The 23,905-nt window shown below is 69.1% G+C and carries 23 protein-coding genes; 5 read left to right on the top strand and 18 right to left on the bottom strand.

The window, feature by feature from the left end; genetic code table 11:
• Nucleotides 1-3 precede the first annotated feature (3 nt).
• The 13 genes from ON43_RS02170 to ftsH form a co-directional block, all read right to left on the bottom strand.
• The gene (locus tag ON43_RS02170) at nucleotides 4-435 is read right to left on the bottom strand and encodes a rhodanese-like domain-containing protein (RefSeq protein WP_174416436.1); all 432 of its coding nucleotides are present in this window, start codon (nucleotides 433-435) and stop codon (nucleotides 4-6) included.
• Nucleotides 432-1,043, bottom strand: a complete 612-nt coding sequence (locus tag ON43_RS02165) for a cysteine dioxygenase (RefSeq protein ID WP_051177794.1) — start codon at nucleotides 1,041-1,043, stop codon at nucleotides 432-434. Before ON43_RS02165 ends, ON43_RS02170 begins: the two co-directional genes overlap by 4 nt.
• Nucleotides 1,044-1,235: 192 nt before the next feature.
• Nucleotides 1,236-2,030 carry a type III pantothenate kinase gene (locus ON43_RS02160; protein ID WP_040802882.1) on the bottom strand — a complete coding sequence of 265 codons (795 nt, stop codon included), beginning with the start codon at nucleotides 2,028-2,030 and terminating at the stop codon, nucleotides 1,236-1,238.
• A 13-nt stretch (nucleotides 2,031-2,043) separates the two neighbouring features.
• On the bottom strand, nucleotides 2,044-2,463 hold the full coding sequence (gene panD / locus ON43_RS02155) for an aspartate 1-decarboxylase (RefSeq protein ID WP_036545720.1): 420 nt from the start codon (nucleotides 2,461-2,463) through the stop codon (nucleotides 2,044-2,046).
• Between the two features lie 13 nt (nucleotides 2,464-2,476).
• Nucleotides 2,477-3,403: a pantoate--beta-alanine ligase gene (gene panC / locus ON43_RS02150; protein WP_040802876.1), complete on the bottom strand. Its 927-nt coding sequence runs from the start codon at nucleotides 3,401-3,403 to the stop codon at nucleotides 2,477-2,479.
• Entirely contained in the window at nucleotides 3,403-4,329 is a 927-nt protein-coding gene (locus tag ON43_RS02145) for a Rossmann-like and DUF2520 domain-containing protein (protein WP_040802874.1), read from the bottom strand. Before ON43_RS02145 ends, panC begins: the two co-directional genes overlap by 1 nt.
• A 124-nt stretch (nucleotides 4,330-4,453) precedes the next feature.
• A complete protein-coding gene (locus ON43_RS02140; RefSeq protein WP_051177792.1) occupies nucleotides 4,454-5,488 on the bottom strand; it encodes a DUF6779 domain-containing protein in 1,035 nt (344 codons plus the stop codon).
• Nucleotides 5,489-5,557: 69 nt separating this feature from the next.
• The gene (locus ON43_RS02135; RefSeq protein WP_218003188.1) at nucleotides 5,558-6,028 is read right to left on the bottom strand and encodes a DUF3180 domain-containing protein; all 471 of its coding nucleotides are present in this window, start codon (nucleotides 6,026-6,028) and stop codon (nucleotides 5,558-5,560) included.
• Nucleotides 6,025-6,558 (bottom strand): 2-amino-4-hydroxy-6-hydroxymethyldihydropteridine diphosphokinase, encoded by a 534-nt coding sequence (gene folK, locus ON43_RS02130; protein ID WP_040802872.1) that lies wholly within the window; start codon nucleotides 6,556-6,558, stop codon nucleotides 6,025-6,027. The genes ON43_RS02135 and folK overlap by 4 nt, the downstream gene beginning before the upstream one ends.
• Before the next feature lie 4 nt (nucleotides 6,559-6,562).
• Nucleotides 6,563-6,937: a dihydroneopterin aldolase gene (folB, locus tag ON43_RS02125; protein ID WP_086007871.1), complete on the bottom strand. Its 375-nt coding sequence runs from the start codon at nucleotides 6,935-6,937 to the stop codon at nucleotides 6,563-6,565.
• Between the two features lie 5 nt (nucleotides 6,938-6,942).
• On the bottom strand, nucleotides 6,943-7,866 hold the full coding sequence (folP, locus tag ON43_RS02120) for a dihydropteroate synthase (protein WP_063712475.1): 924 nt from the start codon (nucleotides 7,864-7,866) through the stop codon (nucleotides 6,943-6,945).
• 11 nt (nucleotides 7,867-7,877) lie between these two features.
• Nucleotides 7,878-8,501, bottom strand: coding sequence for a GTP cyclohydrolase I FolE (folE, locus tag ON43_RS02115; protein ID WP_040802867.1), 624 nt, complete (start codon nucleotides 8,499-8,501; stop codon nucleotides 7,878-7,880).
• 152 nt (nucleotides 8,502-8,653) lie between these two features.
• On the bottom strand, nucleotides 8,654-11,011 hold the full coding sequence (gene ftsH / locus ON43_RS02110; RefSeq protein ID WP_040802865.1) for an ATP-dependent zinc metalloprotease FtsH: 2,358 nt from the start codon (nucleotides 11,009-11,011) through the stop codon (nucleotides 8,654-8,656).
• Between the two features lie 304 nt (nucleotides 11,012-11,315).
• Between ftsH and ON43_RS02105 the strand changes: the two genes are divergently transcribed.
• Complete coding sequence (locus ON43_RS02105; protein WP_040802862.1) at nucleotides 11,316-12,245, top strand: hypothetical protein; 930 nt, start codon at nucleotides 11,316-11,318, stop codon at nucleotides 12,243-12,245.
• A 91-nt stretch (nucleotides 12,246-12,336) separates the two neighbouring features.
• Here ON43_RS02105 and ON43_RS02100 read toward each other — a convergent pair whose 3' ends face one another.
• Nucleotides 12,337-13,161, bottom strand: a complete 825-nt coding sequence (locus ON43_RS02100; protein ID WP_040802860.1) for a DUF1266 domain-containing protein — start codon at nucleotides 13,159-13,161, stop codon at nucleotides 12,337-12,339.
• Nucleotides 13,162-13,354: 193 nt separating this feature from the next.
• Between ON43_RS02100 and ON43_RS02095 the strand changes: the two genes are divergently transcribed.
• Nucleotides 13,355-13,621, top strand: a complete 267-nt coding sequence (locus ON43_RS02095; protein ID WP_040802858.1) for a DUF2277 family protein — start codon at nucleotides 13,355-13,357, stop codon at nucleotides 13,619-13,621.
• 11 nt (nucleotides 13,622-13,632) lie between these two features.
• On the opposite strand, the gene ON43_RS02090 is transcribed toward ON43_RS02095, so the two are convergent.
• Nucleotides 13,633-14,877 carry a PucR family transcriptional regulator gene (locus tag ON43_RS02090; protein ID WP_245568436.1) on the bottom strand — a complete coding sequence of 415 codons (1,245 nt, stop codon included), beginning with the start codon at nucleotides 14,875-14,877 and terminating at the stop codon, nucleotides 13,633-13,635.
• A 158-nt stretch (nucleotides 14,878-15,035) separates the two neighbouring features.
• Here ON43_RS02090 and ON43_RS02085 point away from each other — a divergent pair, with 158 nt between their 5' ends.
• Genes ON43_RS02085 through ON43_RS02075 form a run of 3 tightly spaced genes read left to right on the top strand, consistent with a single transcriptional unit; the run spans nucleotide 15,036 to nucleotide 18,420 of the window.
• The gene (locus tag ON43_RS02085) at nucleotides 15,036-16,682 is read left to right on the top strand and encodes an aldehyde dehydrogenase family protein (RefSeq protein WP_040802855.1); all 1,647 of its coding nucleotides are present in this window, start codon (nucleotides 15,036-15,038) and stop codon (nucleotides 16,680-16,682) included.
• The gene (locus tag ON43_RS02080) at nucleotides 16,682-17,512 is read left to right on the top strand and encodes an SDR family oxidoreductase (protein ID WP_040802960.1); all 831 of its coding nucleotides are present in this window, start codon (nucleotides 16,682-16,684) and stop codon (nucleotides 17,510-17,512) included. The genes ON43_RS02085 and ON43_RS02080 overlap by 1 nt, the downstream gene beginning before the upstream one ends.
• A gap of 17 nt (nucleotides 17,513-17,529) precedes the next feature.
• Nucleotides 17,530-18,420 (top strand): PfkB family carbohydrate kinase, encoded by an 891-nt coding sequence (locus ON43_RS02075; protein ID WP_040802852.1) that lies wholly within the window; start codon nucleotides 17,530-17,532, stop codon nucleotides 18,418-18,420.
• On the opposite strand, the gene ON43_RS02070 is transcribed toward ON43_RS02075, so the two are convergent.
• The 3 genes from ON43_RS02070 to ON43_RS02060 are packed head-to-tail and all read right to left on the bottom strand — an operon-like array spanning nucleotide 18,405 to nucleotide 23,804.
• On the bottom strand, nucleotides 18,405-19,091 hold the full coding sequence (locus ON43_RS02070) for a nucleoside/nucleotide kinase family protein (RefSeq protein ID WP_306304951.1): 687 nt from the start codon (nucleotides 19,089-19,091) through the stop codon (nucleotides 18,405-18,407). The two genes, ON43_RS02075 and ON43_RS02070, sit on opposite strands and share 16 nt — an antisense overlap.
• Nucleotides 19,092-19,110: 19 nt before the next feature.
• Nucleotides 19,111-21,297 carry a protein kinase domain-containing protein gene (locus tag ON43_RS02065; protein WP_040802850.1) on the bottom strand — a complete coding sequence of 729 codons (2,187 nt, stop codon included), beginning with the start codon at nucleotides 21,295-21,297 and terminating at the stop codon, nucleotides 19,111-19,113.
• Nucleotides 21,294-23,804, bottom strand: coding sequence for a serine/threonine-protein kinase (locus tag ON43_RS02060; protein WP_051177790.1), 2,511 nt, complete (start codon nucleotides 23,802-23,804; stop codon nucleotides 21,294-21,296). Before ON43_RS02060 ends, ON43_RS02065 begins: the two co-directional genes overlap by 4 nt.
• Between the last annotated feature and the right edge of the window lie 101 nt (nucleotides 23,805-23,905).

The following is a 23,905-nucleotide window of genomic DNA, read 5'->3' as shown; positions in this document are numbered from 1 at the left end:
CCCTCACACCCAAGCGAGCGTCGCGACCTCGCGTTCGAAGTGCGGCGCGCTCGCCGCGACAGTCAGCAGACCGGCCGTTTTCAGGGCCTGATATCCGCCCTCGAGATCGGTCGCGCGACGCAGGCCCAGCTGCTGCAACGAGGCCGCGGCCAGGCTCGAGGTGTAACCCTCCGAGCAGACGATGATCCATTCCACGTCGTGGTGTTCGGCCAGCGCCAAACGCGCCGAACTGGTCGGATCCAAACGCCATTCCAGGACATTTCGCTCGATGACGAGCGCGCCCGGCAGGGTGCCCTCGCGCTTGCGCTGCGCCTGGGGGCGAATATCCACCAGAATCGCGCCGCGGGCGATGGCCGCCGGAATTTCGATCGGGAGCAGGCGACGCAGCTGCTGCCGGGCGTTGGCGAGCATGCCGTCGATCGTCAAGTGGGTCATTCGAGTTCACCTTCGGGCTGGTCGGTGAGAACGGAACGGGTGCGGCGGAGGGTGCCGTGGCCGGTGACCTCGTAATAGGACATGGCCGTCAGCGGCGGTGAATAGGCGTGCACGCTCAAGGTCGGATTCAGCGGGCCGGTGATGCCGGCCTCTTCCGCGGGGGCACGCACCACGTCGTGCACCCAGCCGAGCGGGAAGGAGGCCTGATCACCCGCGGTGAGGGTGCGGCGGCGCAGTTCCCGGCCGTTCCAGCGGTATTCGGAGAGCGCGCCGGCGAGCACGGTCAGCGCCCCCAGCGACCCGGCGTGGTCGTGCAGTTCGGTGTACTTGCCCTCGACCCAGCTGATCAGCCAGATGTCCACCTCGTCGTCGGCGACAAGCCTTGTCGCCCAGCGGTTTTCGGTGGGCCAGAGGCCGTCGGCGGGCAGCAGGTGGTCGTAGCGGCCCTCCAGCACGTCCTGCGCGCCCTCATCGGTCAGGCGCAGCAGGTCGGCCGGGCGCAGCCGGGTGGGCAGGGCGGAGGCGGTGGCCCGCTCGGTGACCTCGGGCAGCAGGCGCGAGGTGGCGGCGCGACCGGCGACAGGTAGGGAAAGAACAGAAGATCGCATCAGCGAAACTCCAAGGAATGTGAAAGTGGTCGGGGGCTATACGAAGCCTCGACGACCGTCGAGGCGAATCAGCCTCGACAACACTCCTGGGTGCTCACGCGGAAATACACGTCGGCGAGCCTAACAGAGGGACGCCGGGAAGCAATAGTGCCTCCCGGCGACGACTAGGTCACTTTTATTCCGACCAGTCCGTTAAGGACGGTTCTTGCGCTGCTGGTTGCGCTCGTAGACCAGGCGCAGGCCATCCAGCGTCAGATGCGGCTCGTGGTGCTCGATGGTCTCCGACTCCGGCACGATCAGCGGCGCGGTCGCACCGGTGGCCACCACGGCCACATCGTCGCCGGAGAACGCCTCGATATCCCGAATGCGGTCGATCAGGCCGTCCACCAGGCCCGCGAATCCGAAGATCGCGCCCGACTGCAGGCATTCCATGCTGTTCTTGCCCACCACCGAACGCGGCCGGGTCAGCTCCGCCCGGCGCAGCGCACTGCGGGCAATCAGTGCCTCGGTCGAAATCTCCACACCCGGCGCGATACTGCCGCCGAGGAATTCACCCTTGGCCGAAACCAGGTCCACACAGATGGCCGTGCCGAAATCCACCACGATGGCCGGGGATTGGAAACGGTGATATGCCGCAAGACAATTCACGATGCGATCCGCGCCGACTTCCTTGGGATTGTCCACCAGCAGCGGAATACCCGTGCGCACACCGGGTTCCACGAGCACATGCGGGACATGACCCCAATAACGGGACAGCATCTCGCGTAGCTCGCGCAAAACCGGCGGCACCGTGGACAGCGCCGCGACGCCGATCACCTGATCGGCGTCGGCGCCGATCAGCCCGCGCACCTGCAGCGCGAACTCGTCCGCGGTGAGCAGCGGATTGGTGTGCATCCGCCAGTGCCGCACCAGCTTCGCGTGCTCCCCGCTGCCGGAGAACAGGCCCAGCTCGATGCTGGTATTGCGGACATCGATACAGAGCAGCATGCCCGCCCGCCGCTCAGGCCAGCGTCAGCGTGCGCGGGGAGATCAGGTCCGATCCCTCGGGGGCGTGCGCCGGGTCGGTGCCCAGCTCGATCGGGCGATTGCGCTCGTCGACGAAAACCACATGCGGCGCATAGTCTTTCAGCTCCGCGGCATCGAGCATCCCGTAGGCGATGAGGATCACCAGATCACCCGGGTGCACGAGATGCGCTGCCGCGCCGTTGATTCCGATCACGCCGGAACCGCGCTCGCCCGCGATCACGTAGGTCTCGAGCCGGGCCCCGTTGGTGATGTCCACGATCGAGACCTTCTCGCCCTCGAGCAGATCGGCGGCGTCCAGCAGATCCTGGTCCACCGTCACCGAGCCCACATAGTGCAGATCGGCGTGAGTCACCGTGGCGCGGTGGATCTTCGACGTCATCATGGTGCGCAACATCGTCGTCGCCTTCCTACTGGATCGCCTGGGCAGGCTGGTCGGGAACGGTGGGCAGGCCGTCGAGCGGCTTGCCGATGGAAACGGGCATGTTGTCGATCAGGCGGGTGCTGCCGACCCGGGCGGCGACCAGCAGGCGCGCATTGCCGGTCGGCCACTCCTCGGAGAAGTCCGAACCGCGCAGGGCCAGGTAGTCGACCTTGATATCGGGCGCCAGATCCAGGATCGACCGGGCGGTCTCGAGCACGGCCTCCGGGCCCCGGCCCGCGGCGTGGCGGCCGGCCAGCAGCGCGGCCGACAGCGTGGTGGCCAGCTCGCGCTCGTCCTCGCTCAGGAAGCGGTTGCGGGAGGACTTGGCCAGGCCGTCGGCCTCGCGCACGGTCGCGGCCGGGACGATCTTCACGTCCATGTTCAGGTCCACGACCATCTGCCGGATCAGAGCCAGCTGCTGGTAGTCCTTCTCGCCGAAGAACGCCTCGTGCGGCTGGCAGATGTTGAACAGTTTCGAGACCACGGTCAGTACACCGGAGAAGTGGCCGGGCCGGGTCGCGCCCTCGAGGATGTCGCCGTAGGGACCGGCCTGCACCGTGGTGCGCGGGCCGAACGGGTACATGTCCTTGGCGCTGGGCGCGAACACCAGCTCGACGCCCTCACCGCGCAGCAGCTCCACATCGGCGTCGAGGGTGCGCGGGTACTTGTCGAGGTCCTCGTTCGCGCCGAACTGCAAGGGGTTCACGAAGATCGAGACGATGACGGTGGTGTTGGTCAGCTTGGCCAGCCGCACCAGCTCCAAATGGCCCTCGTGCAGCGCGCCCATGGTCGGCACCAGCGCGACCCGGCGGCCCACCGACTTCAGCGCCTTCACGACCTTGGTCAGCACGGCCGGGTCGTGGTGCACGGTCAGCTCGCCGCGCTTGTAGGTGCCAATCAGCTTGGGGTCCATCAGCGTCCTTCCAGCAGGTCGAGCAGGGCGGGGTTGGTCTTGGCGCGCTCGGCCGAGCGCAGCGACTGGGCGCGATAGCCCGCGGCCAGGCGGGGATTCAGCGCCTCGAGGGCGTCCAGATGCGCGGCCACCGCGGCCACGTCGCCGCGCGCCACCGGACCGGTCAGCGCGGCCGGGCCGCGCCGCAAGGCGTTGTCGAGCGCGGCCGAGGCCAGCGGCGCGAGCATGCGCTCGGCCAGGCCGCCCGGCTGATCGTCGATCGACTGCTGACCGAGCAGGCCCGGACCCGCGAGGGCGGCGCGCAGGGCCTCGACGGCATCCACGATCAAGGTCACCAGATGATTGCTGCCGTGCGCGAGCGCGGCGTGATAGAGGGTGCGGTGCTCCTCCGAGACCCGGACCGGTTCGCCGCCCATCTCGATCACCAGCGACTGCGCGATGGCGTAGCCGATGTCGTCGGCGGCGGTGATGCCGAAGCAGGCATTGGCCAGGCGGGCGACATCCTCGTCGTGCCCGGTGAAGGTCATGGCCGGGTGGATGGCCAGCGGCAGCGCGCCCAGCGCGGTCAGCGGCGCCAGGATTGCGACACCGTTCGCGCCCGAGGTGTGCGCCACGATGGTGCCGGGCCGCACCGCGTTCGCGGCCGCCAATCCGGCCACCAGACCGGCCAATTCGCTGTCCGGCACGGCCAGGATCAGCAGTTCGCTGCGGGCGGCGACGTCTTCGGCGGGCAGGACCTGGGAATCCGGCAGGCGGGTGGCGGCACGGCGCAGCGAGGCATCCGAAATCGCGGATACCCCGAAAACGACATGACCGGCACGCTCGAGCGCCGCGCCCAGGGCGGATCCGACGCGTCCCGCCGAGACGATTCCCACCGTCAGGCGTGCGGGCGCAGGATCACTCCAGACATCCTTGTCCGAGGTCACTTGTTCCTCTCGAAAGTCGTTCCAGTCCCGCCTTGCGGGTACCGGACGTTACTCGGCGAGGATATCGCCCACGATTCGCCGGAGCCACCACTTGTGGGATAGGCAACTCCGGCGAGCGGCGGGGCTAGTTCGTGTTCTCCGACTTCAGGTTCGCCATGATTTCCGCGACGGACAGGCGGTGGGTGCCTTCCGGGTCGACGGTGTCGTCGGAGCGGCGACGCCGGCGGGCGGTGGCGCGGCCGACCGGGCCGGACGGGTCCGGGTCGGGGGTCAGGCGCGGGATCGGAGTGCTGCCGTTGACCTGGACGCTGACCTTGGTCGCGCCGTTTCCGGTGCCGCTGAGATTGGTGAGCACCTCGGCCGCCGGGGGCTCCTCGGCGGGCTGGGTCTCCTTGGCGGGCTCCGGCTTCGGGGCCTCGGCCGGTGAATCCGATTCGGCGGCGGCGAGTTCGGCCTCGTAGTCCTCGCGCATGGCGTCGGTGATGATCGACGTCTCGGCCGTCACCGGGTCGTCGAAGGGCGTCGCGAAGGCCGCCGCTTCGGAATGTTCCGGGTCGATCTTCGGGGCCATGCGGGCGCGCGGGTCCTCGTCGTCCTCGGGCTGGTCGGGCGACGACCACGGGTCCCAGGGATCGGCTTCGGACCAGCTATCGTTCGCCGCCGGAGCGGCCGGGCCGGCCTCGCTGCGCGGAAGTTCCTGGACCCGAACCGCATCCGCGCGCAGTGCGGGCCGCTCGAAGGGCAGGTCGCCGTCGAACAGACGCTGCAGGCTCTCCCGTAGAACGGTGAGTTCGGCGCGCAGCGCGGCCATTTCGGTGGCGTCGGCGCCGACCTCGTGGCGCACCCGGGTCTCGACGCCGAGCTCGTATTCGCGGCGGGCGGCAACCTCGCGCTCCAGCTGCAGTTGGTAGACCTTCTGGAGGTCACCCACTTTCGCCTTGTCGATGGCCGCCTCCCTGCGATAACGCGTGGCGGCGAGGGCTCCGATGGCGGCGGCCCAGAGGGCGGCGACCAGGCCGACACGGATCAGGTGGAGGTTGTCGCTGAAGACCAGGAACACACTGGCTACCAGTCCGAGGAGAAGCAGAAAGCCGGTGAACAACTTTCCCGCATCCTCCCGGCGGCGACGGGAAGCACTGCTACGGGAGGGTGAAACCATGTCCGCCAGCGTAGCTTGATCTTCCGGGTAGGGTTCCCACCTTGACGATCCTCGAGATCCACATGTTAGCTACGAGGTAGCTGCTTCATCGGGCGGATCGATGGGCGCTCGGCAGCAATATTCCAGCCACAGCGCCGCCGCCACCAGCGCCACACCGCCGATCAGACCCACCACGGCACCCGGCGTATCCGACGATGCCGCACGCAGATCCGAATGCGTGAGCAGCCACACCAGAAAGCCCAGCCAGATACCGCCCACCAGCGAGCCGACCTGAGCCGACGCCTTGGCCAGCGCCACCGCCCGGGCCGCCGTGATGGGATGCAGCTGACCCGAACCGCCGGGGCCGATGCCGTGATTGTCCTTGCGCTGCCGGATCACGAAGGCCAGCACCGCTTCCAGGAGTGCCACCGGCAGCAGCGAGGCGCCGGAGAACACCAAGATCGGCGGGAACGACGAATACGCCATATTGGTGGCGACCCAGGCCACGATCGCCGCCAGCAGGACATTCGCACACAGATCGAGAATGCGCGTAGGTTTCACGGGGTCCAGCCCAGGGTCAGTTCGGTGCGGCGCACCCCGGCCACCTCGTCGGAATCCAAGGCGGACAGCCACTCCCGCAGCGATCGCGCCGCCCCGGTCACCGCCAGCTCGGCGTCCGGCTCCACCTCCAGCCAGGGCAGCAGCACGAAGGCGCGATTGTGGGCCTGCGGATGCGGCAGCGTCAGCACCGGGTCCGCGCTGCGCACCTCCACCACGACATCGCGGCGGCGCTGCTCGGCCCACACCAGATCCACGTCGAGAGTGCGCGCGCCCCAGCGGACTTCACGCACCCGCCCCGCGGCCTGCTCCAGCTCCTGACCCAGCCGTAACCAGTCCGAGGGCTCCAGGGCCGGATCCTCGGCCACCAGAACGGCATTCAGGTAGTCCTGCTGCGGCACCCCGCCCCAGGGCGGCGTCGAGTACACCGACGAGACCGCCACCAGGCGCGGGCCCAGGGCCGCCACCACGCTGCGCAGGTGCGCCAGCCGGTCGCCCAGGTTGGATCCGATGGACAGGACTACGCGGGTCACCGCTCTACTCCTCCGGTTCGCGACGGCGGGACGTGACTACACGGACGTCTTCGAAGGTATGCGGAATCGGCGCGAATGGCTTGTGCAGAACCACTTCCAGCGCCCGGATGCGCGGATCGGCCATCACCTCGTCGGCGATATTCGACACCACGGTCTCGATGAGATCGCGCGGCTCGCCCGCCACGATGCCGACCACCTGCTCGGCGAGCTCGCCGTAGTGGACGGTGTCGGCGATGTCGTCGGACTTGGCAGCGGCGGTGAAGTCCGTCCACAGCGTCAGGTCCACGACGAACTCCTGCCCATCGCGCTTCTCGAAATCGAAGACGCCGTGATGGCCGAACACGCGCAGGCCGCGCAATTCGATCCGATCCCCGGTCAATTCGCTCACAACGCCTCCCCAGCCGCGCGCCGGTACCGCTCCCGCAGGCGCCGCGCGGCATTCGTCGCCGCGTCGACCACCGCGATGGCGTCCAGCGACGACCGCACATCGTGCACCCGCACCCCCCAGGCCCCGTGCTCGGCGGCCAGGGCGGAGATGGTGGCGGTGGCGACCTCGCGGCCGTCCGGCGGACGCGGGCCGTCGGCATCGGCCAGCAGCCCACCCAGGAAACGCTTGCGCGAGGCCCCGATCAGCACCGGCAGCCCGGCGTCCATCATCTCGGTCATGCGATAGAACATGCCGCCCAGCAACTCCCAGTTGTGGTCGGCGTTCTTGGCGAAGCCCAGGCCGGGATCGAGCACCAGCTGCTCGAAGTCGACGCCGCCCGCGAGGGCGAACTCGACCTGCGCGTTCAGCTCCTCCCAGACCTTGCTCACCACATCGTCGTACTGCTCGGCCGGGCCGGTGTGCTCATAGTTGGCGTCGGCCCGCCAGTGCATGAGGATCCACGGAATCTTGGTCGCCGCAACGACTTTCACCATGTTCGGATCGGCGCGGCCGCCGGACACGTCGTTGACCATGGACACGCCCGCCTCGACGGCGGCCTCGGCGACGCTCGCCCGCATGGTGTCCACGCTGGTCGGCACCCCGGCCTCGGCCAGCCGCCGGATCACCGGAACGACCCGCGCCGCTTCGGTTTCCGGATCGATGCGCACCGCGCCGGGACGAGTCGACTCACCGCCGACATCGATGATGTCCGCACCCAGCTCGTACAGCTCGAGACCGTGCGCCACGGCCAGGCCCGGATCCAGATAGCGGCCGCCATCGGAGAACGAATCGCTGGTGACGTTCACGACGCCCATCACCACGCACGAGCGGCCCCCACGAGGAACAACCAGGTTGGCCCCCCGCGTACCGCTCTCGGCCATGGTCGGCGCGCTCACTTCCGGAGGATCAGGTCGAGGGCCTCCGCGCGGGTGGAGGCATTGGACTGCAGGGTGCCGCGGACCGCCGAGGTGGTGGTGGAGGCGCCCGGCTTGCGGATGCCGCGCATGGCCATGCACAGGTGCTCGGCCTCGATCACGACGATCGCGCCGCGCGGATCCAGCTTGGCCATGACGGCGTCGGCGATCTGGCTGGTGAGCCGCTCCTGCACCTGCGGGCGCTTGGCGTACAGATCCACCAGGCGGGCCAGCTTGGACAGCCCGGTCACCCGGCCGTGAGTGCCGGGGATGTAGCCGACGTGGGCGACGCCGTGGAAGGCCACCAGGTGGTGTTCACAGGTGGAGTACATAGGGATGTCGCGGACCAGCACCAGTTCCTGATGCCCCTCGTCGAAGGTGGTGTTGAGCACCTCGGACGGGTCGGTGAACAATCCGGCGAACATCTCCCGGTAGGCGCGGGCCACCCGGGACGGGGTATCGGCGAGGCCGGGACGATCCGGGTCCTCACCGACCGCGATCAGCAGTTCGCGCACGGCCGCTTCGGCACGGTCCTGGTCGAAGGGCCGACCGGTCTCGAGGGCGATCAGCCCGGACACGACGCTGTTGTTGGTGGCCGACAATCGACACCTCCTGTGTTGACTTGCCGCACCTGCTCGTCGCGGCCTGGACGCGGTCGCCGACCACTCGGGGCGGGCCCGGCACAGGTATTCACCCTGTTACCGGGCCCGGCCCGAGCCGGGCCGCGAACCCATTGAGCGTATCGGGACCGCGGTCAGCGACGACCGTTCGGTCCGTCCCAACCGTTCTTCTCGTCCTCGTCATTCCCGGCGGCCGGCGGCGCGGCCGGATACTCCGGCTGACCGTAGCCCGGCTGCTGGTACTGCCCGCCCGGCTGATAGCGCTGATTGCCCGCGGGCGCCCAGCCGCCGTACGCGCCGCGCGGCTGCGGGGCCTGCGGCTCGTCGTCCTGCGGCGGCCAGCCCGGAGCCGACCAGCCCGCCGGAGCGCCGTAGTCCGGACGCGAACCGTGGGTCGGGGTCCCGCCCCGCGGATAGGCCGGGGCCTGCGGCAGCGGGTAGCCCTGCGGCGCGGGCGCCGGGTAGCCGCCGTACTGGCCCTGCGGCGCACCGCCGTAGGCCGGTTCGGGATGGCCGTTGGCGGGCTGCGCCACGGGGCGCTCCTCCTCGGGCCACGGCTCACCGCGCTCGGCGGCCAGCTCGCGCGGCGTCTTCACCGGCGGGCGGTCCGAGGGGGTGCGATCGCCGAAATCGTTGAAAGCCGTGATGCGCGGCCGCTTTTCGACGGTGGCGAGGATGGTCTCGAGCTCCTTGCGGTGCAGGGTCTCGCGTTCCAGCAGCGCCGTGGCCAGCGAATCGAGCTCGTCGCGGTAGTCGTTGAGCACCGACCAGGCCTCGGTGTGCGCGGCCTCGATGAGGTTGCGCACCTCCTCGTCGATCTCGCGGGCCACCTCGTGCGAGTAGTCCGAGCCCATGCCCATGGACCGGCCCAGGAACGGATCGCCCTGCTCCTGGCCGTAGCGGACGGCGCCCAGGCGGGCGCTCATGCCGTACTCGGTGACCATGGCGCGGGCGGTCTTGGTGGCCTGGTCGATATCCGAGGAGGCACCGGTGGTCGGCTCGTGGAACACCAGTTCCTCGGCCGCGCGACCGCCCATGGCGAACACCAGGCGGGCGATCATCTCCGAGCGGGTCATCAGGCCCTTGTCGTCCTCGGGCACGGTCATGGCGTGGCCGCCGGTGCGACCGCGGGCCAGGATGGTGACCTTGTAGACGGGCTCGATATCGGGCATCGCCCACGCGGCCAGGGTGTGCCCGGCCTCGTGGTAGGCGGTGATCTTCTTCTCGTGCTCGGAGATCACCCGCGACTTGCGGCGGGGGCCGCCGATGACGCGGTCGACCGATTCCTCCAGTGCCGCACCGGTGATCACGTTGCCGTGCTCACGCGCGGTGAGCAGCGCGGCCTCGTTGATGACGTTGGCGAGGTCCGCGCCGGACATGCCGACGGTGCGCTTGGCCAGACCCTCGAGGTCGGCGTCCGGCGAGATCGGCTTGCCCTTGGAGTGCACCTGCAGGATGGCGCGGCGGCCGGCCAGGTCCGGATTGCCGACCGGGATCTGCCGGTCGAAACGGCCGGGACGCAGCAGCGCCGGATCCAGGATGTCGGGGCGGTTGGTGGCGGCCATGATGATGACGCCGGTGCGCTCACCGAAGCCGTCCATCTCGACCAGCAGCTGGTTCAGCGTCTGTTCACGCTCGTCGTGACCACCGCCGAGGCCCGCGCCGCGCTGGCGGCCGACCGCGTCGATCTCGTCCACGAAGATGATGCAGGGGCTGTTCTGCTTGGCCTGATCGAACAGGTCGCGCACGCGCGAGGCGCCGACACCGACGAACATCTCGACGAAGTCCGAACCGGAGATGGTGAAGAACGGGACGCCCGCCTCACCGGCAACGGCCTTGGCCAGCAACGTCTTACCGGTACCGGGCGGGCCGTAGAGCAGCACGCCCTTCGGGATCTTCGCGCCCAGCGCCTGGTAGCGCGCCGGGTTCTGCAGGAAGTCCTTGATCTCGTAGAGCTCTTCGATGGCCTCGTCGGCGCCCGCCACATCCTGGAACGTGGTCTTGGGCATGTCCTTCGACAGCAGCTTGGCCTTCGACTTGCCGAAGCCCATCATGCCGCCGCGGCCGCCGCCCTGCATGCGCGCCATCACGAAGATGAACAGGCCCAGCAGAATCACCATGGGCAGCATGAAGAGCAGGATCTGGCTCAGCCACGAGTCCTGTTTGACGGTGGTGTTGACCTTCGCGCCGGAATCCTCGGCGAGCTTGAAGATCTGCGCGGAGACCTCACCGCCGCCCGGGTACTTGGCGATGAGCTTGGTCTCACCCTTGGTCGCATCATTGCCGTTCTTCAGCGTGATGCGGACCTGCTGTTCCTTGTCGTCGATCTGGACCGAGTCGACATTGGACTTGTCCTGAAGCTGGGACAGCGCCACCGAAGTATCGACGTTGTGCCAGCCGCGCGTGTCGTTGCTGAAATAGCTGACCAACCAGATCACGAGCAGGAAGCCCGCGACTATGGCCAGGTTGCGGAACACAGTCTTGCGGTTCATAGAGCGTCGGCCGGCGGCCAGTCCTTTCCGGGGGGTGTATCCGGTTTGCCTGCGATGCTTCGGGGCACGCCCGTTCCGGCGAACGGATGCGGACATGCCACGTTACCGCGTACGGTCTAGTCGATACATCGCGCAGTTCGGCTGCTGGTGCAGTTCAACAGGTAAACGGCTGGAGAACGCGGGTGGTTCCCCGACCATCTGCGGCAACACATCGGGTCGATCACCCCCTGGTGTCGGCACGACTGGTCACAATCATGGCATGGTCGTCCTATCGTGAGTGACGACACAACAGAGCGCAGGGGGTATGGACATAGTCGAGCTACGGACACCCACGGCGATTGTGCGGCATGGCAACGGGCGTTTGACGGTGCTGCGCCCCGGAACCGACGGCGAGCGCGTGCTCGACGTGCCGGTCAGCGACCTGCTCAAGGTGCGTTTGAACCGGCGCGCCGATGACGCCGTCGTCATCGAGATATACCTGCGCTATCCCACCCCCGTGCTGACCGGAGTCCCGGCCGACCGGACCCCGCTGCCGGTGCTCATCGCCGAACACGATGTGCCCGCCGCCACCGTCATCGTCGAGCGGATCAACAACCAGATCCTGGCCACCCAGCGTCTCGACGTGGCCGCCCCCGATCTGACCCCGCCCGCGCCCTCCTGGGGTCGTACGGGTCCCGCCCGCGCCGATGTGGATCGCGCGGTGCGGCGCATGGCTCCCAAGCGGGATGCCAAACCGGCCGTCGCGGCGCTGCAGCGCTATGTCACGCCCGACGAATACGTGCTGGAGACGGCGCTGGTCACCGCGGGGCCGCCCGCGCCCAAGGCCACCGGTCTGCTGGCCGTCACCACTACCCGGCTGATCTTCGTCTCGCTCGGCTCGGGCAAGCGTTTCGCCCACGAACTGCCGATCGCGACCCTGCTGTGGGCGCGCGGCGCCGATGACGCCGACACACCGGGCGCGGCGCCCGGCGAATTCGGGGTCGAGGTCAGCGACGGCAATGTGACCTGGCAGTTCACCGGTTCGGATCGGGCCGACACCGATCGGGTCACGGGCGCTTTGAATTTCGCCATCCAGCGCGAGGTGGCCGACGGCGCGGCGGGTCCGGCGGACCCGGGCGTGTCGAAGCTGTACTCGGAATGGGAATTGCTCGTCGAGCGGCATTCGCTCGGCATGGTGGACGACGCGCAGTTCCAGCGTTACGGGCGCGGAATTCTCCGGTCGCTGCCGGACTGAACACCACATCGTCATTCCGGCATGTTTTTGGCCGGAATCCACTGCACCAGGGTGGATCCCGGCCAAAAGCACGCCGGGATGACGAGTCGACCTATTCCTCCGGTTGCAGGGTGATGCGCCGCCACGGACTGGTCGGCCGCATCCACAAGCGCAGCAATTCCATCCGCCGGTCCACGCCACCGGATTTCAACTCCGCCAGGTCCTCGCACGCCTGCCAATAGGTCCACCCGGCCAGATACGCGTCACCGAATTGCCGCCAGTTGCGGTATTTCCGCTGAGCCGGCGGCAGGGCGCGCATGAGGTAGTCCCACGCGACATCGGCGTCGAGATAGCCCGCAGTGTAGGCCATACGCGCCACCGCGACCACACGGGCCAGATCCCAGGCCTGGATATCGGTGGGCAGCGGGCGGACCAGATGGTCGGTGAGGCCGAGTTTGATGGCCTGGGACCAGATGTCGTAATCGCGGACCAGCGCCTCGGGATTCTCCATGCCGCGGAAGGAGCCGACCTGCCGCAGGAAGGCGCGGTGCCGGTCGGCGCGCTCGCCGAAGCGGTCGCGTTCAGGGGAGTTGATGGCCGCCATGACGAGCGGATGCACCAATGCGTAGAGGGGGCCGTGCATACCGTCGAGAAGTTGTTCCATCGAGGCCATGGCCTCGGTGCCGTCGGTGATGCCCCACGCACCGGTCAGTGTGTCGATGGCAAGTTCCCGGCGATCGCCCAATGGGTGGTCGCGTTCGGGCCCGAGCAGCAGTGCGTCATGGAAGGCGTCCCAGCGAGCCGAGTAGAAGCCACCGAGCGAAAGAGCACGCAGTTCGTCGTCCGAGACCTGCGCACCCGACCAATGGTCTTCCTCGCGCTCGTCCAGCTCCGGGTACGGAAAGGTCGTCAGCGAGGGAACGTCGCGGGCAGGCATACCACGATTGTTCCCCATCGATCTTGGAGTGGCCCACTATTCGCCGATCGCGTGTGCCACATCGGCCACGTCGGGTGCGAATAATCGGCAAACCATTCGGTTCGCAAATTCCGTGTCTCGCCGCGACCCACTCGCGCAATTGTCTGAATCTTGCCCTGTCACAGCGGGTAATCGGGCGCTAACCTCTGGGGGCATGAGTGGGAACATCACCCTGCTGCGCGGGCTGACGCCGGCTGCCACGGAGCAGGAAATCTACGCCGCCGCACAGGAATACGTGCGCAAGGTCGGCGGGGTCTCGGGATTGACGACGACGACCAAGACGGCCGTCGACAAGGCGGTGGCGGCAATCGCCGCGGCCACCACGCAATTGCTGGCGGAATTACCGGACCGCCGGGCCTCGGAGGGCGAACCGCCGACCCGCAGACGCTCCCGGGAGACGGTCACCGAGGAAGCGAGCTGAGACTCGCGGGCTCACACGCCGTAGACGGCCACGCAGTCGAGCGCGATCTCCAATCGCGGCCCGCGCTGGTCGAGAGAGTGACCGAGTAGTTCTTCTATGCGCTGAATCCGGTATCGCACCGTGTTCTTGTGCACGCCGAGGAGTTTCGCCGCCGCATCGGGGCTGCGGCGAGCTCGCAGATAGGCGTGCAGGGTTTCCCGCAGCCGCGCCGACTGCGCGTCGGGCGCGGCCAGCGCGCCCAGTTCCCGTTCGACGAGCGAACGCATGGCGACCTCGTCCGCGCCCGCCAGATAGGCGACCTCCACCTCCGAGTAGTGCAGGACCCGCGCGGTGCCCGGGCGGGCGCGCTCGGCGACGTGGCGGGCCGCGACCGCCTCGCGATGGCCGGCACGGAATCCGGCGGTGTGCGCGGCGGGCAGACCGACCGCGACCCGCACGGGCGCTTCGACCGACCACACCGGATCGCCCGGCTCGGGCAGCTCGCCGTCCACCCCGACCCAGCCCCACAGCGCCGACGCGCCCGAGGGCATGGTGAGGAAGCTGCCGTTGCCGAGGGTGGCCGCGTAGCGCGCCACGATCCGGTCGAGCTGCCCGACGGCCTCGCCGTCGCCGTCCGAGGGCAACGGCGAGTCCTCGTCGGTCCACAGCACCAGAGCCAGGTGCCGCTGCGCCAGCCGGTATCCGAGTCGGGCCGAGGCGCTTTCGGCGTCCACCTCCGCCCCGTCCAGCAGGGCGCGCACGATCTCGGCGCGCTGGGTGAAGGCCGCGCGCAGGCCGCGTTCGCGTTCGGCGGTGTAGGTGTCGGTGAGCTGTTCGACCGAGGTGCTCACCCACCGGGTGGTGCGGTCGAAAAGCCGTAGCAGCACCGATCTTTCGATATCGCGCGGCAGCTGCCGCTGTTCGAGCACCTCGGTCATGTAGTCGATGACCGCCTCCTGCCCGAGGTGGTAGACGCGCAGCAGCAGCCGCACGTCGTAGCCGCGGCGGGCGACGGTGCGGGCGAAGGCGTGCGCCTCCTCGGGGACCGGATAGTCGAAGCGGTCCTGGGTGAGGCCGCTGAGCACGGCGACCGCGTGGGCCCGGCTGCTGGCGGCGAGATCGCGGCGCATGTCCCGGTCCCGCAGCTCCGGGATGCGGGCGATGATCGCGTTGTCGAGGCGGGTGACGACCTGTTCGAGGGTCTCGGCGGGGAGCGTTTCGGCGACGAAGTCGGCGATCCACTGCCGGATCTCCGGGCCATTGCTGGTCGTCGCCACGAATAAACCTCTCGCGTTGTACTCAGAGCACAAAACCGGCCGGAACAATTGACCCGATTGGCCAAGCAGCGGCCCTCGAAATTGTGTCACGATCATAGTCCAGTGAGCTGTGGCACAGCTCGCCCGTCGCAACGCAGCGCACCTGGGGAAGGCACACCGTGACCAATACCGAACCCGCCGCGGGCACCGCTCGCAAGACCGGGACCCGCAAATCCGCCGGAACCACCGGAACCGCCGCCAAGGCGGTCCCGAAGCAGGCGGCCGCCCCGAAACCGGCCACCGAGCTCGAGGTGCGCAATCCGGCGACCGGTGCGCTGGCGGGCACGGTGCCCATCGATTCGGCAGAGACGGTCGCCGACCGCGTTCGCGCCCTGCGCGCGGCCCAGCCCGCCTGGGAGGCGCTGGGTCCCGACGGCCGCAAGGAGTGGCTGCTCAAGCTGCAGGACTGGTTGGTGGACAACACCGATTGCCTGGCCGATGTGCTGCAGTCCGAGACCGGCAAGGCCCGCGTCGACGCGCTCATCGATCCGGCGTTCTCGGTTGATCTGACCGGCTACTACGCCCGCCGCGCCGCGAAATTCCTTGCCGACGAACATCCTTCGCCGCACAGCCCGCTGGCCCGGGTCAAGCAGCTGACCACGGTGTTCCGGCCCTATCAGGTCGTGGGTGTGATCACGCCGTGGAACTTCCCGCTGGCCATGCCGGTCATCGACGTGATCCCGGCGCTGGCCGCGGGCGCGGCGGTGATCCTGAAACCGTCCGAGGTGACGCCGCTTTCGGCGGTCGAACTCGCGCGCGGCTGGCGTGAGATCGGCGCGCCGCCGGTGTTCGAGGTCGTCACCGGCGCGGGCGAGACGGGTGCCGCGGTGGTCGGCAATGCCGACTACATCCAGTTCACCGGTTCCACCGCCACCGGCCGCAAGATCGCCACGGCGTGCACCGAGCGGATGATCCCGTTCAGCCTGGAGCTGGGCGGCAAGGATCCGGCCATCGTGCTGGCCGACGCCGATCTGGATCGCGCGGCGCACGGCATCGCCTTCGGTGGGCTGTTCAATGCCGGGCAGGTGTGCATCTCGGTCGAGCGCGTGTACGTGGAAGCGCCTGTCTACGACGAGTTTTTGAAGAAGCTGACCGCCGCGGTCAAGGAGGTCCGCCAGGGCGTGGACGGCCGCAAGCCGCAGTACGACATGGGCGCGCTGGCCAACGAGAACCAGGCGCAGATCGTGCAGCGGCATGTCGAGGAGGCCGTCAAGGCGGGTGCACGGATCACCACCGGCGGCAAGCGCACCGGTGTCGGAACGCTTTTCGAGCCGACCGTGCTCGCCGATGTGGACCACACCATGAGCTGCATGACCGAGGAGACTTTCGGGCCGACGCTGCCGGTCATGAAGGTCGCGAACGAGGCGGAAGCCGTTCGGCTGGCCAATGATTCGATCTACGGCCTGTCCGCCTCGGTGTGGTCGGGCGACAAGGATCGCGCGGAACGCGTTGCGCGCCAGCTGAACGCGGGCGCGGTGAACATCAACGACGTGTTCGCCAATATGTTCAGCTTCGCGCTGCCCATGGGCGGCTGGGGCCAGTCCGGCACCGGTGCGCGCTGGGGCGGGGCGAACGGCGTGCGCAAGTACTGCCGCCAGCAGGCCATCACCAAGCCGATCCTGCCGACGCAGACCAAAGAGCCGCTGTGGTTCCCGTATTCGCCGCCCAAGCTGACCTTCGCCATGGCCGCCATGCGCGCCGCGGGTACCCGCGGCCTGCGCCGGATCGACCTGCCCGCCATCATCAAGACCGTTCGGGGGCTGTGATGACCGATTTCGGAACGATCGCCGGGAAGGTCGTCGTCATCACCGGCGGCGCGCGCGGCATCGGCCTGGCCACCGCCACCGCGCTGCAGGCGCTGGGCGCCAAGATCGCCATCGGCGATATCGACGAGACCACGGTCAAGGAGTCCGGCGCCGCACGGGGTTTCGACGTGTACGGCAAGCTCGACGTCACCGATCAGCAGTCCTTCGGCGCCTTCCTCGACGACGTGGAGCGCCGGCTGGGACCGATCGACGTACTGATCAACAATGCCGGGATCATGCCGACCGGGCGCGTGGTGGACGAGCCGGACCAGATCACCCGCCGCATTCTCGACATCAATGTGTACGGCGTGATCCTGGGCTCCAAGCTGGCCATCGCGCGCATGCTGCCGCGCGGGCGCGGGCACGTCATCAATATCGCCTCGCTCGCGGGTGAGAGCCATATTCCGGGCCTGGCCACCTACAACGCGAGCAAGCACGCGGTGCTGGGCTTCACCGACACCCTGCGCGAGGAGTACCGGGGCACCGGCGTCCATTTCTCCTCGGTGCTGCCGACGCTGACGAAAACCGAACTCGGCACCGGGATCTCGCTGCCCAAGCTGATGCGCGCGGCCGAGCCGGAGGAGATCGCCGACGCCATCGCCAAGCTGATCGTCGACCCGAAGGCGAAGGCGCGGGTCACCGCCGTCGCGGGCATCATCGCGCAGGTGGTGGGTCTGCTGCCGCAGTCGGTGGGCGATGCCATCGGGCGCGCGCTGGGCTCGCAGACGGCCTTCCTCGACGATGTGGATTCCGACGCGCGCGACGCCTATGAGCACCGGGTGCGCGACTAGCTCGTAGGGTCGGCGGCATGGGTAGCAGGAGTGCGGTTTTCGCCGGTTTGTCGACGCTGGATCTCGCCTATGCCGTCGACCGGTATCCCGCCGAGGACTCCAAGACCCAGGCCGCCGACCTGTTCCTGGGCGCGGGCGGACCGGCCGCCAATGCGGCGGTCACCTACGCGTTCCTGTCCGGGCGCACGCCGCGGCTGGTCACCGCGCTCGGCAAACACGCGCTGGCGGAGCTGATCCGGGGCGATCTGCGGCAGCACGGGGTCGCCGACCACGACCTGACGCCGGACGGGGATCAGCAGCCGCCGGTCTCGTCGATCATCGTGGCCACCGCGGCGGCCACCCGGACCATCGTGTCGCTGGACGGGTCCAGGATTCACCCGGCGCTCGCGGATGGGGCCGAATTGCTCGGTGCCGCTTCGATTCTGCTGGTCGACGGGCACTATCCGGAGCCCGCGGTGCGGTTAGCCGCGGCGGCGCGGGAGGCGGGGGTGCCCGTGGTCCTGGACGCGGGGCGGTGGCGGCCGGTACATGCCGAACTGCTGCCGCTGGTCGATATCGCCATCTGCTCGAGTGGGTTCGTTCCGCCTGGTGCACACGCCGATTCGGCTGACGATGTCTTCGATCACCTGCACGCCGCCGGGCCGACGCTGGTCGCGATATCGCACGGCGGGCGGGCCATCGAATACTCGATGCCGGGTGCGCGCGGCCAGGTTTCCGTCCCGGCCGTCGCGGCGATCGACACCCTCGGCGCGGGCGACATCCTGCACGGCGCGTTCTGCCATTTCTACGACCGCGACACGGATTTCCCGCTCGCACTGCGCCGGGCGGCCGAGGTCGCCTCCCTTTCCTGCCGGTTCGTCGGCACTCGGGAATGGATGCGACACTTCGATTTTCAGTCGATTCTGTAACCGCGTCCCGCCTTGCGCAGCACCATATCGGCGCGGGCGCGGGTGGCTTCGACCAGCGCGGCATTGCGCAGATCACTATGGGCGACTTTGTTTTTCGCCGCCTCCGGGGTGCGTCCGCCTCGAATATGTCGGCGTAGCAGCCGCTGCTCGATGATCGGCCGGGGCACGTCCAGGTACCAGGTCTCGTCCAGCAGCGGCCGCACGGCGGACCAGTCCGGGTGGGCGCGGTCGTCGAGGAGCAGGTAGTTGCCCTCGGTCACCACGATGGTCTGCCGATCGAAAACGACTCCGCCCGGGACGGGTTCGTGGATTTCGCGATCGTAGGTGGGCCAGGGCACGGGCGTGCCGGGCGCGGTGTCCCGGACCGTGCGCAGCAGGTTCACATAGCCCGCGGCGTCGAAGGTATCGGGTTCGCCCTTGCGGTCGAGGATCCCGGCGGCGCGCAATTGCGCATTGGTGAGGTGGAAGCCGTCCATGGGCGCGATTTCGGCGATGGCGGTGCCCGCGGCCAGATTCAGTTCATCGCGGATGCCGCGCGCCAGGGTGGATTTGCCCGCGCCGGGCGGCCCCGCGATACCGAGCAGAAACCGACCGGGATGCCCTTCCGCGCGGCGGCGGACGCGAGCCGCCAACTCCGCCAAGGAGGTTTCGACACTGCCGCGTATCGCCACCCCCCAACCCTACGGGTCCTCAGCGCCCGCCTTCGGGAATGGCGCGCACCAGGGCCTGCAGATCGGCCTCCAGCAGCCGCGACAACCGGTAGGTGAGGACGAAGGCCAGCACCCCGCCGACGCTCAGCCAGCGCAGCGGAACGATCACCAGCGACAGATCCGCCGGAGACACCAGCGTGAGCGTCGCGACACCGAGCAGCGGCACCGACGCGGCGGCGGCCAGATACACATTGCTGCGCCGGGCCAGCGCCAGCAGCTGCCGCCGGTCGGCGGGCCCGACCGAACCACGCGCCAGCAGTTGCGGATACAGCGACCGCACCGCGTACACCACGATCAGGAAGAACGGATAGGCCAGCGCGATGAGCGCGCACACGAGCTGCGCGGTGAGGAAATGCCAGTAGGCATTGTGCGGCAGGCTCGCTCCCATGCGCGCGAGGGTCAGATTCGCCGCTATTCCGGCAATCATCCACATGGTGAACGGAATCCACACCGCCCGCTCGCCCGTCAGCAGTGTGTCGGACCGCGCCCGGGCCAACTGTTCCGGCGTGTACTCCTGTCCGCGCGCCAGCCGATACGACACCGCGAGCGGGCGGCGCGCCAGCCACAACAGCAGCACCGCGGCCAGCGGGAAGGCGACGGCATTGCTCACCAGGGTCACCTGCGCGAACCGATGCTGGTCCACCGCGGACAGCTCATCCACGAGCAGGCTCTTGTTTATTCGCACGTTGTACCAGCTGGCGAGCGCGTTCGGCAGGCCCACACACAGCACCGCGATCGGCACCGGCCAGCCGCGCAGCCGGGCCCACAGACTGCCCCGCGGCGGATCCACCAGATCCCGCGCCCGCGCGTCGAGGCACAGGTCCAGCTGCCCGGCCAGCTCCCCCGCGGTCCGCCAGCGGCGCGACGGTTCGGGCCGCAGGCATTCCAGCAGGACCCGGCGCAGCGCGGCCGGCGTGTCGGCGGGCAGCGTCGCGAGCGCGGCTTCCGGCACACCCGCGATGCGCCGGGCCAGCATGGCGGCGGTGGTATCGTCGCCGCCCTCCGATTCGAATGGCGATGCGCCGGTGAGCATCTCCCACAGCACCAAGCCCAGCGAATAGATATCGCTGCGATTGTCCGGCGCGGGCGCGGTCGGATCGAGCAGGGCGGCCAGCGCCTCCGGCGACCGGTATCGCTGAGCTCCAACATCATTGGCGTCGGCGAAGCCGGACCGATGGAATCCGGCGCTCCAATACACCGGCCCCAGCGCGAAATCCGCGAGTTTCGGCACCCCCTCCGCCGTGAAGAGCACATTGGCGGGCCGGATGTCGTGATGCAGCACGCCCTGCCGCACCCCGTAGTCGAGCGCCTCCGCCAGCCGACGGCCCACCCATGCAACGGTTTCCGGCCAGCTCAGCCCGGCGATCTCCGCCCGCACCCGGGAACCCGAGGACCGGCTCTCGCCCTTGGCCTCCATGGCGGCGTCGACGGCCCGCAGCAGCAGTCGCCCGTCGGCCGCACCCGATTCGGCGCGCAACCGCGCCAGCACCCCCTCGGCCGTTCCGCCGGGCAGGTACTGCATGTACAACAGCCGCAACGGTTTCCCGGTGCTGCCGTCCGCGATCAGCCGCTGATCGAAGACCCGCACGATGTGCTGATGGTCGAGCTGGGCGACGGTGTCGGTATCGCTGTCCGCCCCCGCCTCCACGCGCACCGCCACCAGCCGCTGCATGGACCGCTGGCGGGCCAGGAACATGCGCCGGCCCTCGTCCCCGCCGAGATCGGTGAGCAGGTCGAAATCATCGAGGCGACGGCCGATTTCGATGCCGTCGGGCAGCACGGCCGGTGCGGACGGCGACGAGTCGCCGTTGAATCGCCGCCGGATCTCCCCCGCGACCTCCGGGTATTCGGCGGTGAATCGGTCCACGTCCAGCGGCCGGAAGCGGCTGCGCGCCAGGAATTCCTCGCACACCAGATCGGCGAAGGCCGGGCTGTCCGTCACCTCCGGGAATTCCGCGCGGTATTCGGTGATCCGCTTCTCCAGTCCGGCCCGCCGCCACCGCTGCCGCATGTCCACCCGCACCAGATCGGTGAGCACGGCGACCCGCACGGCGTCCCCGTCGGGCAGGTAGCCGGCCAGGCGTGGTGGTTCGCCGCGCTCGCCCCGCAGGGTGGATTCCCAATCGGCGGCGAAGCGGGCGATGGCTTGCGCCGGCAGTTCGCTCACGGTTCGGTACCCGCCGCGTTCCCGGCCGGCCGGGCCGAGGACACCACCCGCTCGAGCGCCGCCAGGTCGGCCTCGAGCGCCCGGAACATGATGTAGACGAGCACGAACGCGGCGATCCCGCCCACGCTCAGCACCCGGACCGCGACGATCACCTGCGGTATGTCGTCCGGCGGCAGGAAGGTCACGCCCGCCACCGCCAGCAGCGGAATCGACGCCGCCACCGCCAGATACGTGGTGCAGCGGTGGCCCAGCCGGTGCAGCCAGGCCGAGTCCTCGGCGCTGATGTCCCCGTGCCGCAGGAACATCGGATAAATGCATCGCACCAGATAGAAGGTAACCAGGAAGAACGGATACGCCACCGCGATGGCACCGCACACCACCAGCGACACCAGGAAGTGCACGACTCCGCGCGCGGGCAGGTCGCTGGCGGTGAGCCGCAGGATCAGCGGGAAGGTGACGCCCGCGATCACCCACAGCGAGAACACCACCGACGAAATGCGTTCGCCCGCAAGCAGTACGTCGGCCCGGGCCTTTCTCAGCGTGTCCGGGTCGTAGTCACGGCCCTTGCTCAATCCGCGCGGCACCAGGATCACATACCGGCACAGGTAGGCGATGACGAGCGTGCCGAGCGGGAAGAACACCAGGTTCACCGTCGCCGTGGTCCAGGTGAAGGTGCGCATGGCCGATGCGGGCAGGTGGCTGATGATGAACGCCTGGTTGTGCGCGATGTTGTACAGCGAGGCCAGCGCGTTGGGTATCGCCACGGCCAGCGTGACCAGCGGAATCATCCACGGCCGCAGGCGCATTCGCCAGCTGTGCGGCGGCGGGTCGACCAGGTCGCGGGCGCGCTCGTCCAGGCACAGGTCGAGCTGGGTGGCCAATTCCGCGCCGCTGCCCCAGCGCTGATCGCGGGCGGGCGCCAGGCAGGTGAGCAGGACCCGGCGCAGCGCGGCGGGGCAGTTGGCGGGCACGCGGTCGAGGGCGGCGGTGTCGACGCCGCCGCGCCGCCGGGCCAGCATGGCCTCGAGGGTGGTGCGGTCGCCGTGGTCGCCGGGACCGGCGGTGGAGTCGTCGAAGGGTTTCGCGCCGGTGAGCAGCTCCCACAGCACCACGCCGAGGGAGAAGATGTCGGCGCGGGTGTCGAGTTCGGCGGCGGTGGTGGCGGTCCCCGGATGGCAGGCCTCGAGCTGTTCCGGGGACATGTAAGACAGCGAACCACCGAAGTACGAGACCGGGCTGGAGCCGTCGACATTCCGGCTGAAACTGATATTGAAATCAGCCAGTTTCGGTACCGCCTCGGCGGTGAGCAGCACGTTCGCGGGCTTCACATCCCGGTGCAGCACCCCGTGCCCGTCCGCGTAGTCCAGCGCCTCGGCCAGCCGACGACCCAGCCACGCAACGGTTTCCGGCCAGCTCAGCCCCGCGATCTCGGCGCGCACACTGGAATCGGTGGGCCGGATCTCGCCCTTCTCCTCCATGGCCGCGTCCACCGCGTCCAGCAGCAGCTGCCCGCTGCGCTCGGCGGGCGGCGTGGCCCGCACCCAGCGCAGCACGCCCAGCAGGGTGCCGCCGGGCAGGAACTGCATGTACAGCAGCCGCAGCCGCCGCCCGGATTCGGTGCGGATGTCCGACATCAGCCGCTGGTCGAAGACCCGCACGATGTAGTCGTGGTCGAGCTGGGCCAGGGTCTGCGGTTCGGTGCCGTGGTCGGCGGAGATCTTCACCGCCACCAGCCGCTGCAGCGACCGCTGCCGGGCCAGGAAGACCCGCGCGAAGGCCCCCGAGCCGAGGCTGGTGAGCAGATCGAAATCATCGATGCGCTGGCCGATCTCGATGCGATCGAGCAGTTCACCGGTGTCGGGCGCGCTGATGCCGTCGGTGACGCGGGTGCGATCGGGCGCGCCCCCGGCCAGCCGCGAGGGTTCGTCGAACAGCGTCGCCTCGCCCGGCTCCGGCACCCGCGTGGAGTCGCCGTCGAACGGGTTCGGGACGTGGAAGGTCTCCTCGCCGGGTTTCGGCTCCGGGACGATGGTGAAATCGCCGCGGGTGGACTCCTCGAGCCGCGCGCGCCGGGTGCTCTGATCCTCGTCGTCGGCATTGAGCAGTTCCCGCAGCTGATCCGCCTGGTGCGGATACTCGCGCAGGCATTCGCGCGGATCCACCCGCTCGCCGCTGTGCCGCCGGATCACGAACTCCTCGTACACCAGCCCGGCGGGCAGATCCCGCGTCGCGAGTTCGGGGAATTCGGAACAGTATTCGCGCAGCCGCTTGGGCGCCGGCGGCCTGGCGCCGGGCGGGAGTCCGGGCCGGTGCAGCCAGCGGTGCCGCATATCCACGCGGATGAGCTCGACCAGCGCCCCGCGGCGCAGGGCGCTGGCATCGGGCAGGAAGTCGGCGATGCGCGGCGGCGCGGCAGCGGTGTCCCAGGCCGCCGCGAAGGCCGCGACCGCGCTGAATTCCGTTCCGGCCGTGTAACCCCCGGAACGGTGATCGGAACCAGAAGTCATGTCCGCACCCACCTGGCTCGGCACGGATGTCGTCGATCCGCACTGTCGATCCTGGGATGTCGTGGATTCTGAGATTCGGACAAAGAACCCGCCACACCCGA

The sequence above is a fragment of the Nocardia concava NBRC 100430 genome (genome assembly GCF_000308815.1).
Classification (GTDB): domain Bacteria; phylum Actinomycetota; class Actinomycetes; order Mycobacteriales; family Mycobacteriaceae; genus Nocardia; species Nocardia concava.
This window is presented reverse-complemented; position numbering and strand designations above follow the sequence as displayed.

Bases quoted from the DNA above. Each gene is read 5' to 3' on its own strand.
- ON43_RS02170 (WP_174416436.1), bottom strand. From the start codon at position 435: ATGACCCACTTGACGATCGACGGCATGCTCGCCAACGCCCGGCAGCAG.
- ON43_RS02165 (WP_051177794.1), bottom strand. From the start codon at position 1,043: ATGCGATCTTCTGTTCTTTCCCTACCTGTCGCCGGTCGCGCCGCCACC.
- ON43_RS02160 (WP_040802882.1), bottom strand. From the start codon at position 2,030: ATGCTGCTCTGTATCGATGTCCGCAATACCAGCATCGAGCTGGGCCTG.
- panD (WP_036545720.1), bottom strand. From the start codon at position 2,463: ATGTTGCGCACCATGATGACGTCGAAGATCCACCGCGCCACGGTGACT.
- panC (WP_040802876.1), bottom strand. From the start codon at position 3,403: ATGGACCCCAAGCTGATTGGCACCTACAAGCGCGGCGAGCTGACCGTG.
- ON43_RS02140 (WP_051177792.1), bottom strand. From the start codon at position 5,488: ATGGTTTCACCCTCCCGTAGCAGTGCTTCCCGTCGCCGCCGGGAGGAT.
- folP (WP_063712475.1), bottom strand. From the start codon at position 7,866: ATGGCCGAGAGCGGTACGCGGGGGGCCAACCTGGTTGTTCCTCGTGGG.
- ftsH (WP_040802865.1), bottom strand. From the start codon at position 11,011: ATGAACCGCAAGACTGTGTTCCGCAACCTGGCCATAGTCGCGGGCTTC.
- ON43_RS02105 (WP_040802862.1), top strand. From the start codon at position 11,316: ATGGACATAGTCGAGCTACGGACACCCACGGCGATTGTGCGGCATGGC.
- ON43_RS02100 (WP_040802860.1), bottom strand. From the start codon at position 13,161: ATGCCTGCCCGCGACGTTCCCTCGCTGACGACCTTTCCGTACCCGGAG.
- ON43_RS02095 (WP_040802858.1), top strand. From the start codon at position 13,355: ATGAGTGGGAACATCACCCTGCTGCGCGGGCTGACGCCGGCTGCCACG.
- ON43_RS02080 (WP_040802960.1), top strand. From the start codon at position 16,682: ATGACCGATTTCGGAACGATCGCCGGGAAGGTCGTCGTCATCACCGGC.
- ON43_RS02075 (WP_040802852.1), top strand. From the start codon at position 17,530: ATGGGTAGCAGGAGTGCGGTTTTCGCCGGTTTGTCGACGCTGGATCTC.
- ON43_RS02060 (WP_051177790.1), bottom strand. From the start codon at position 23,804: ATGACTTCTGGTTCCGATCACCGTTCCGGGGGTTACACGGCCGGAACG.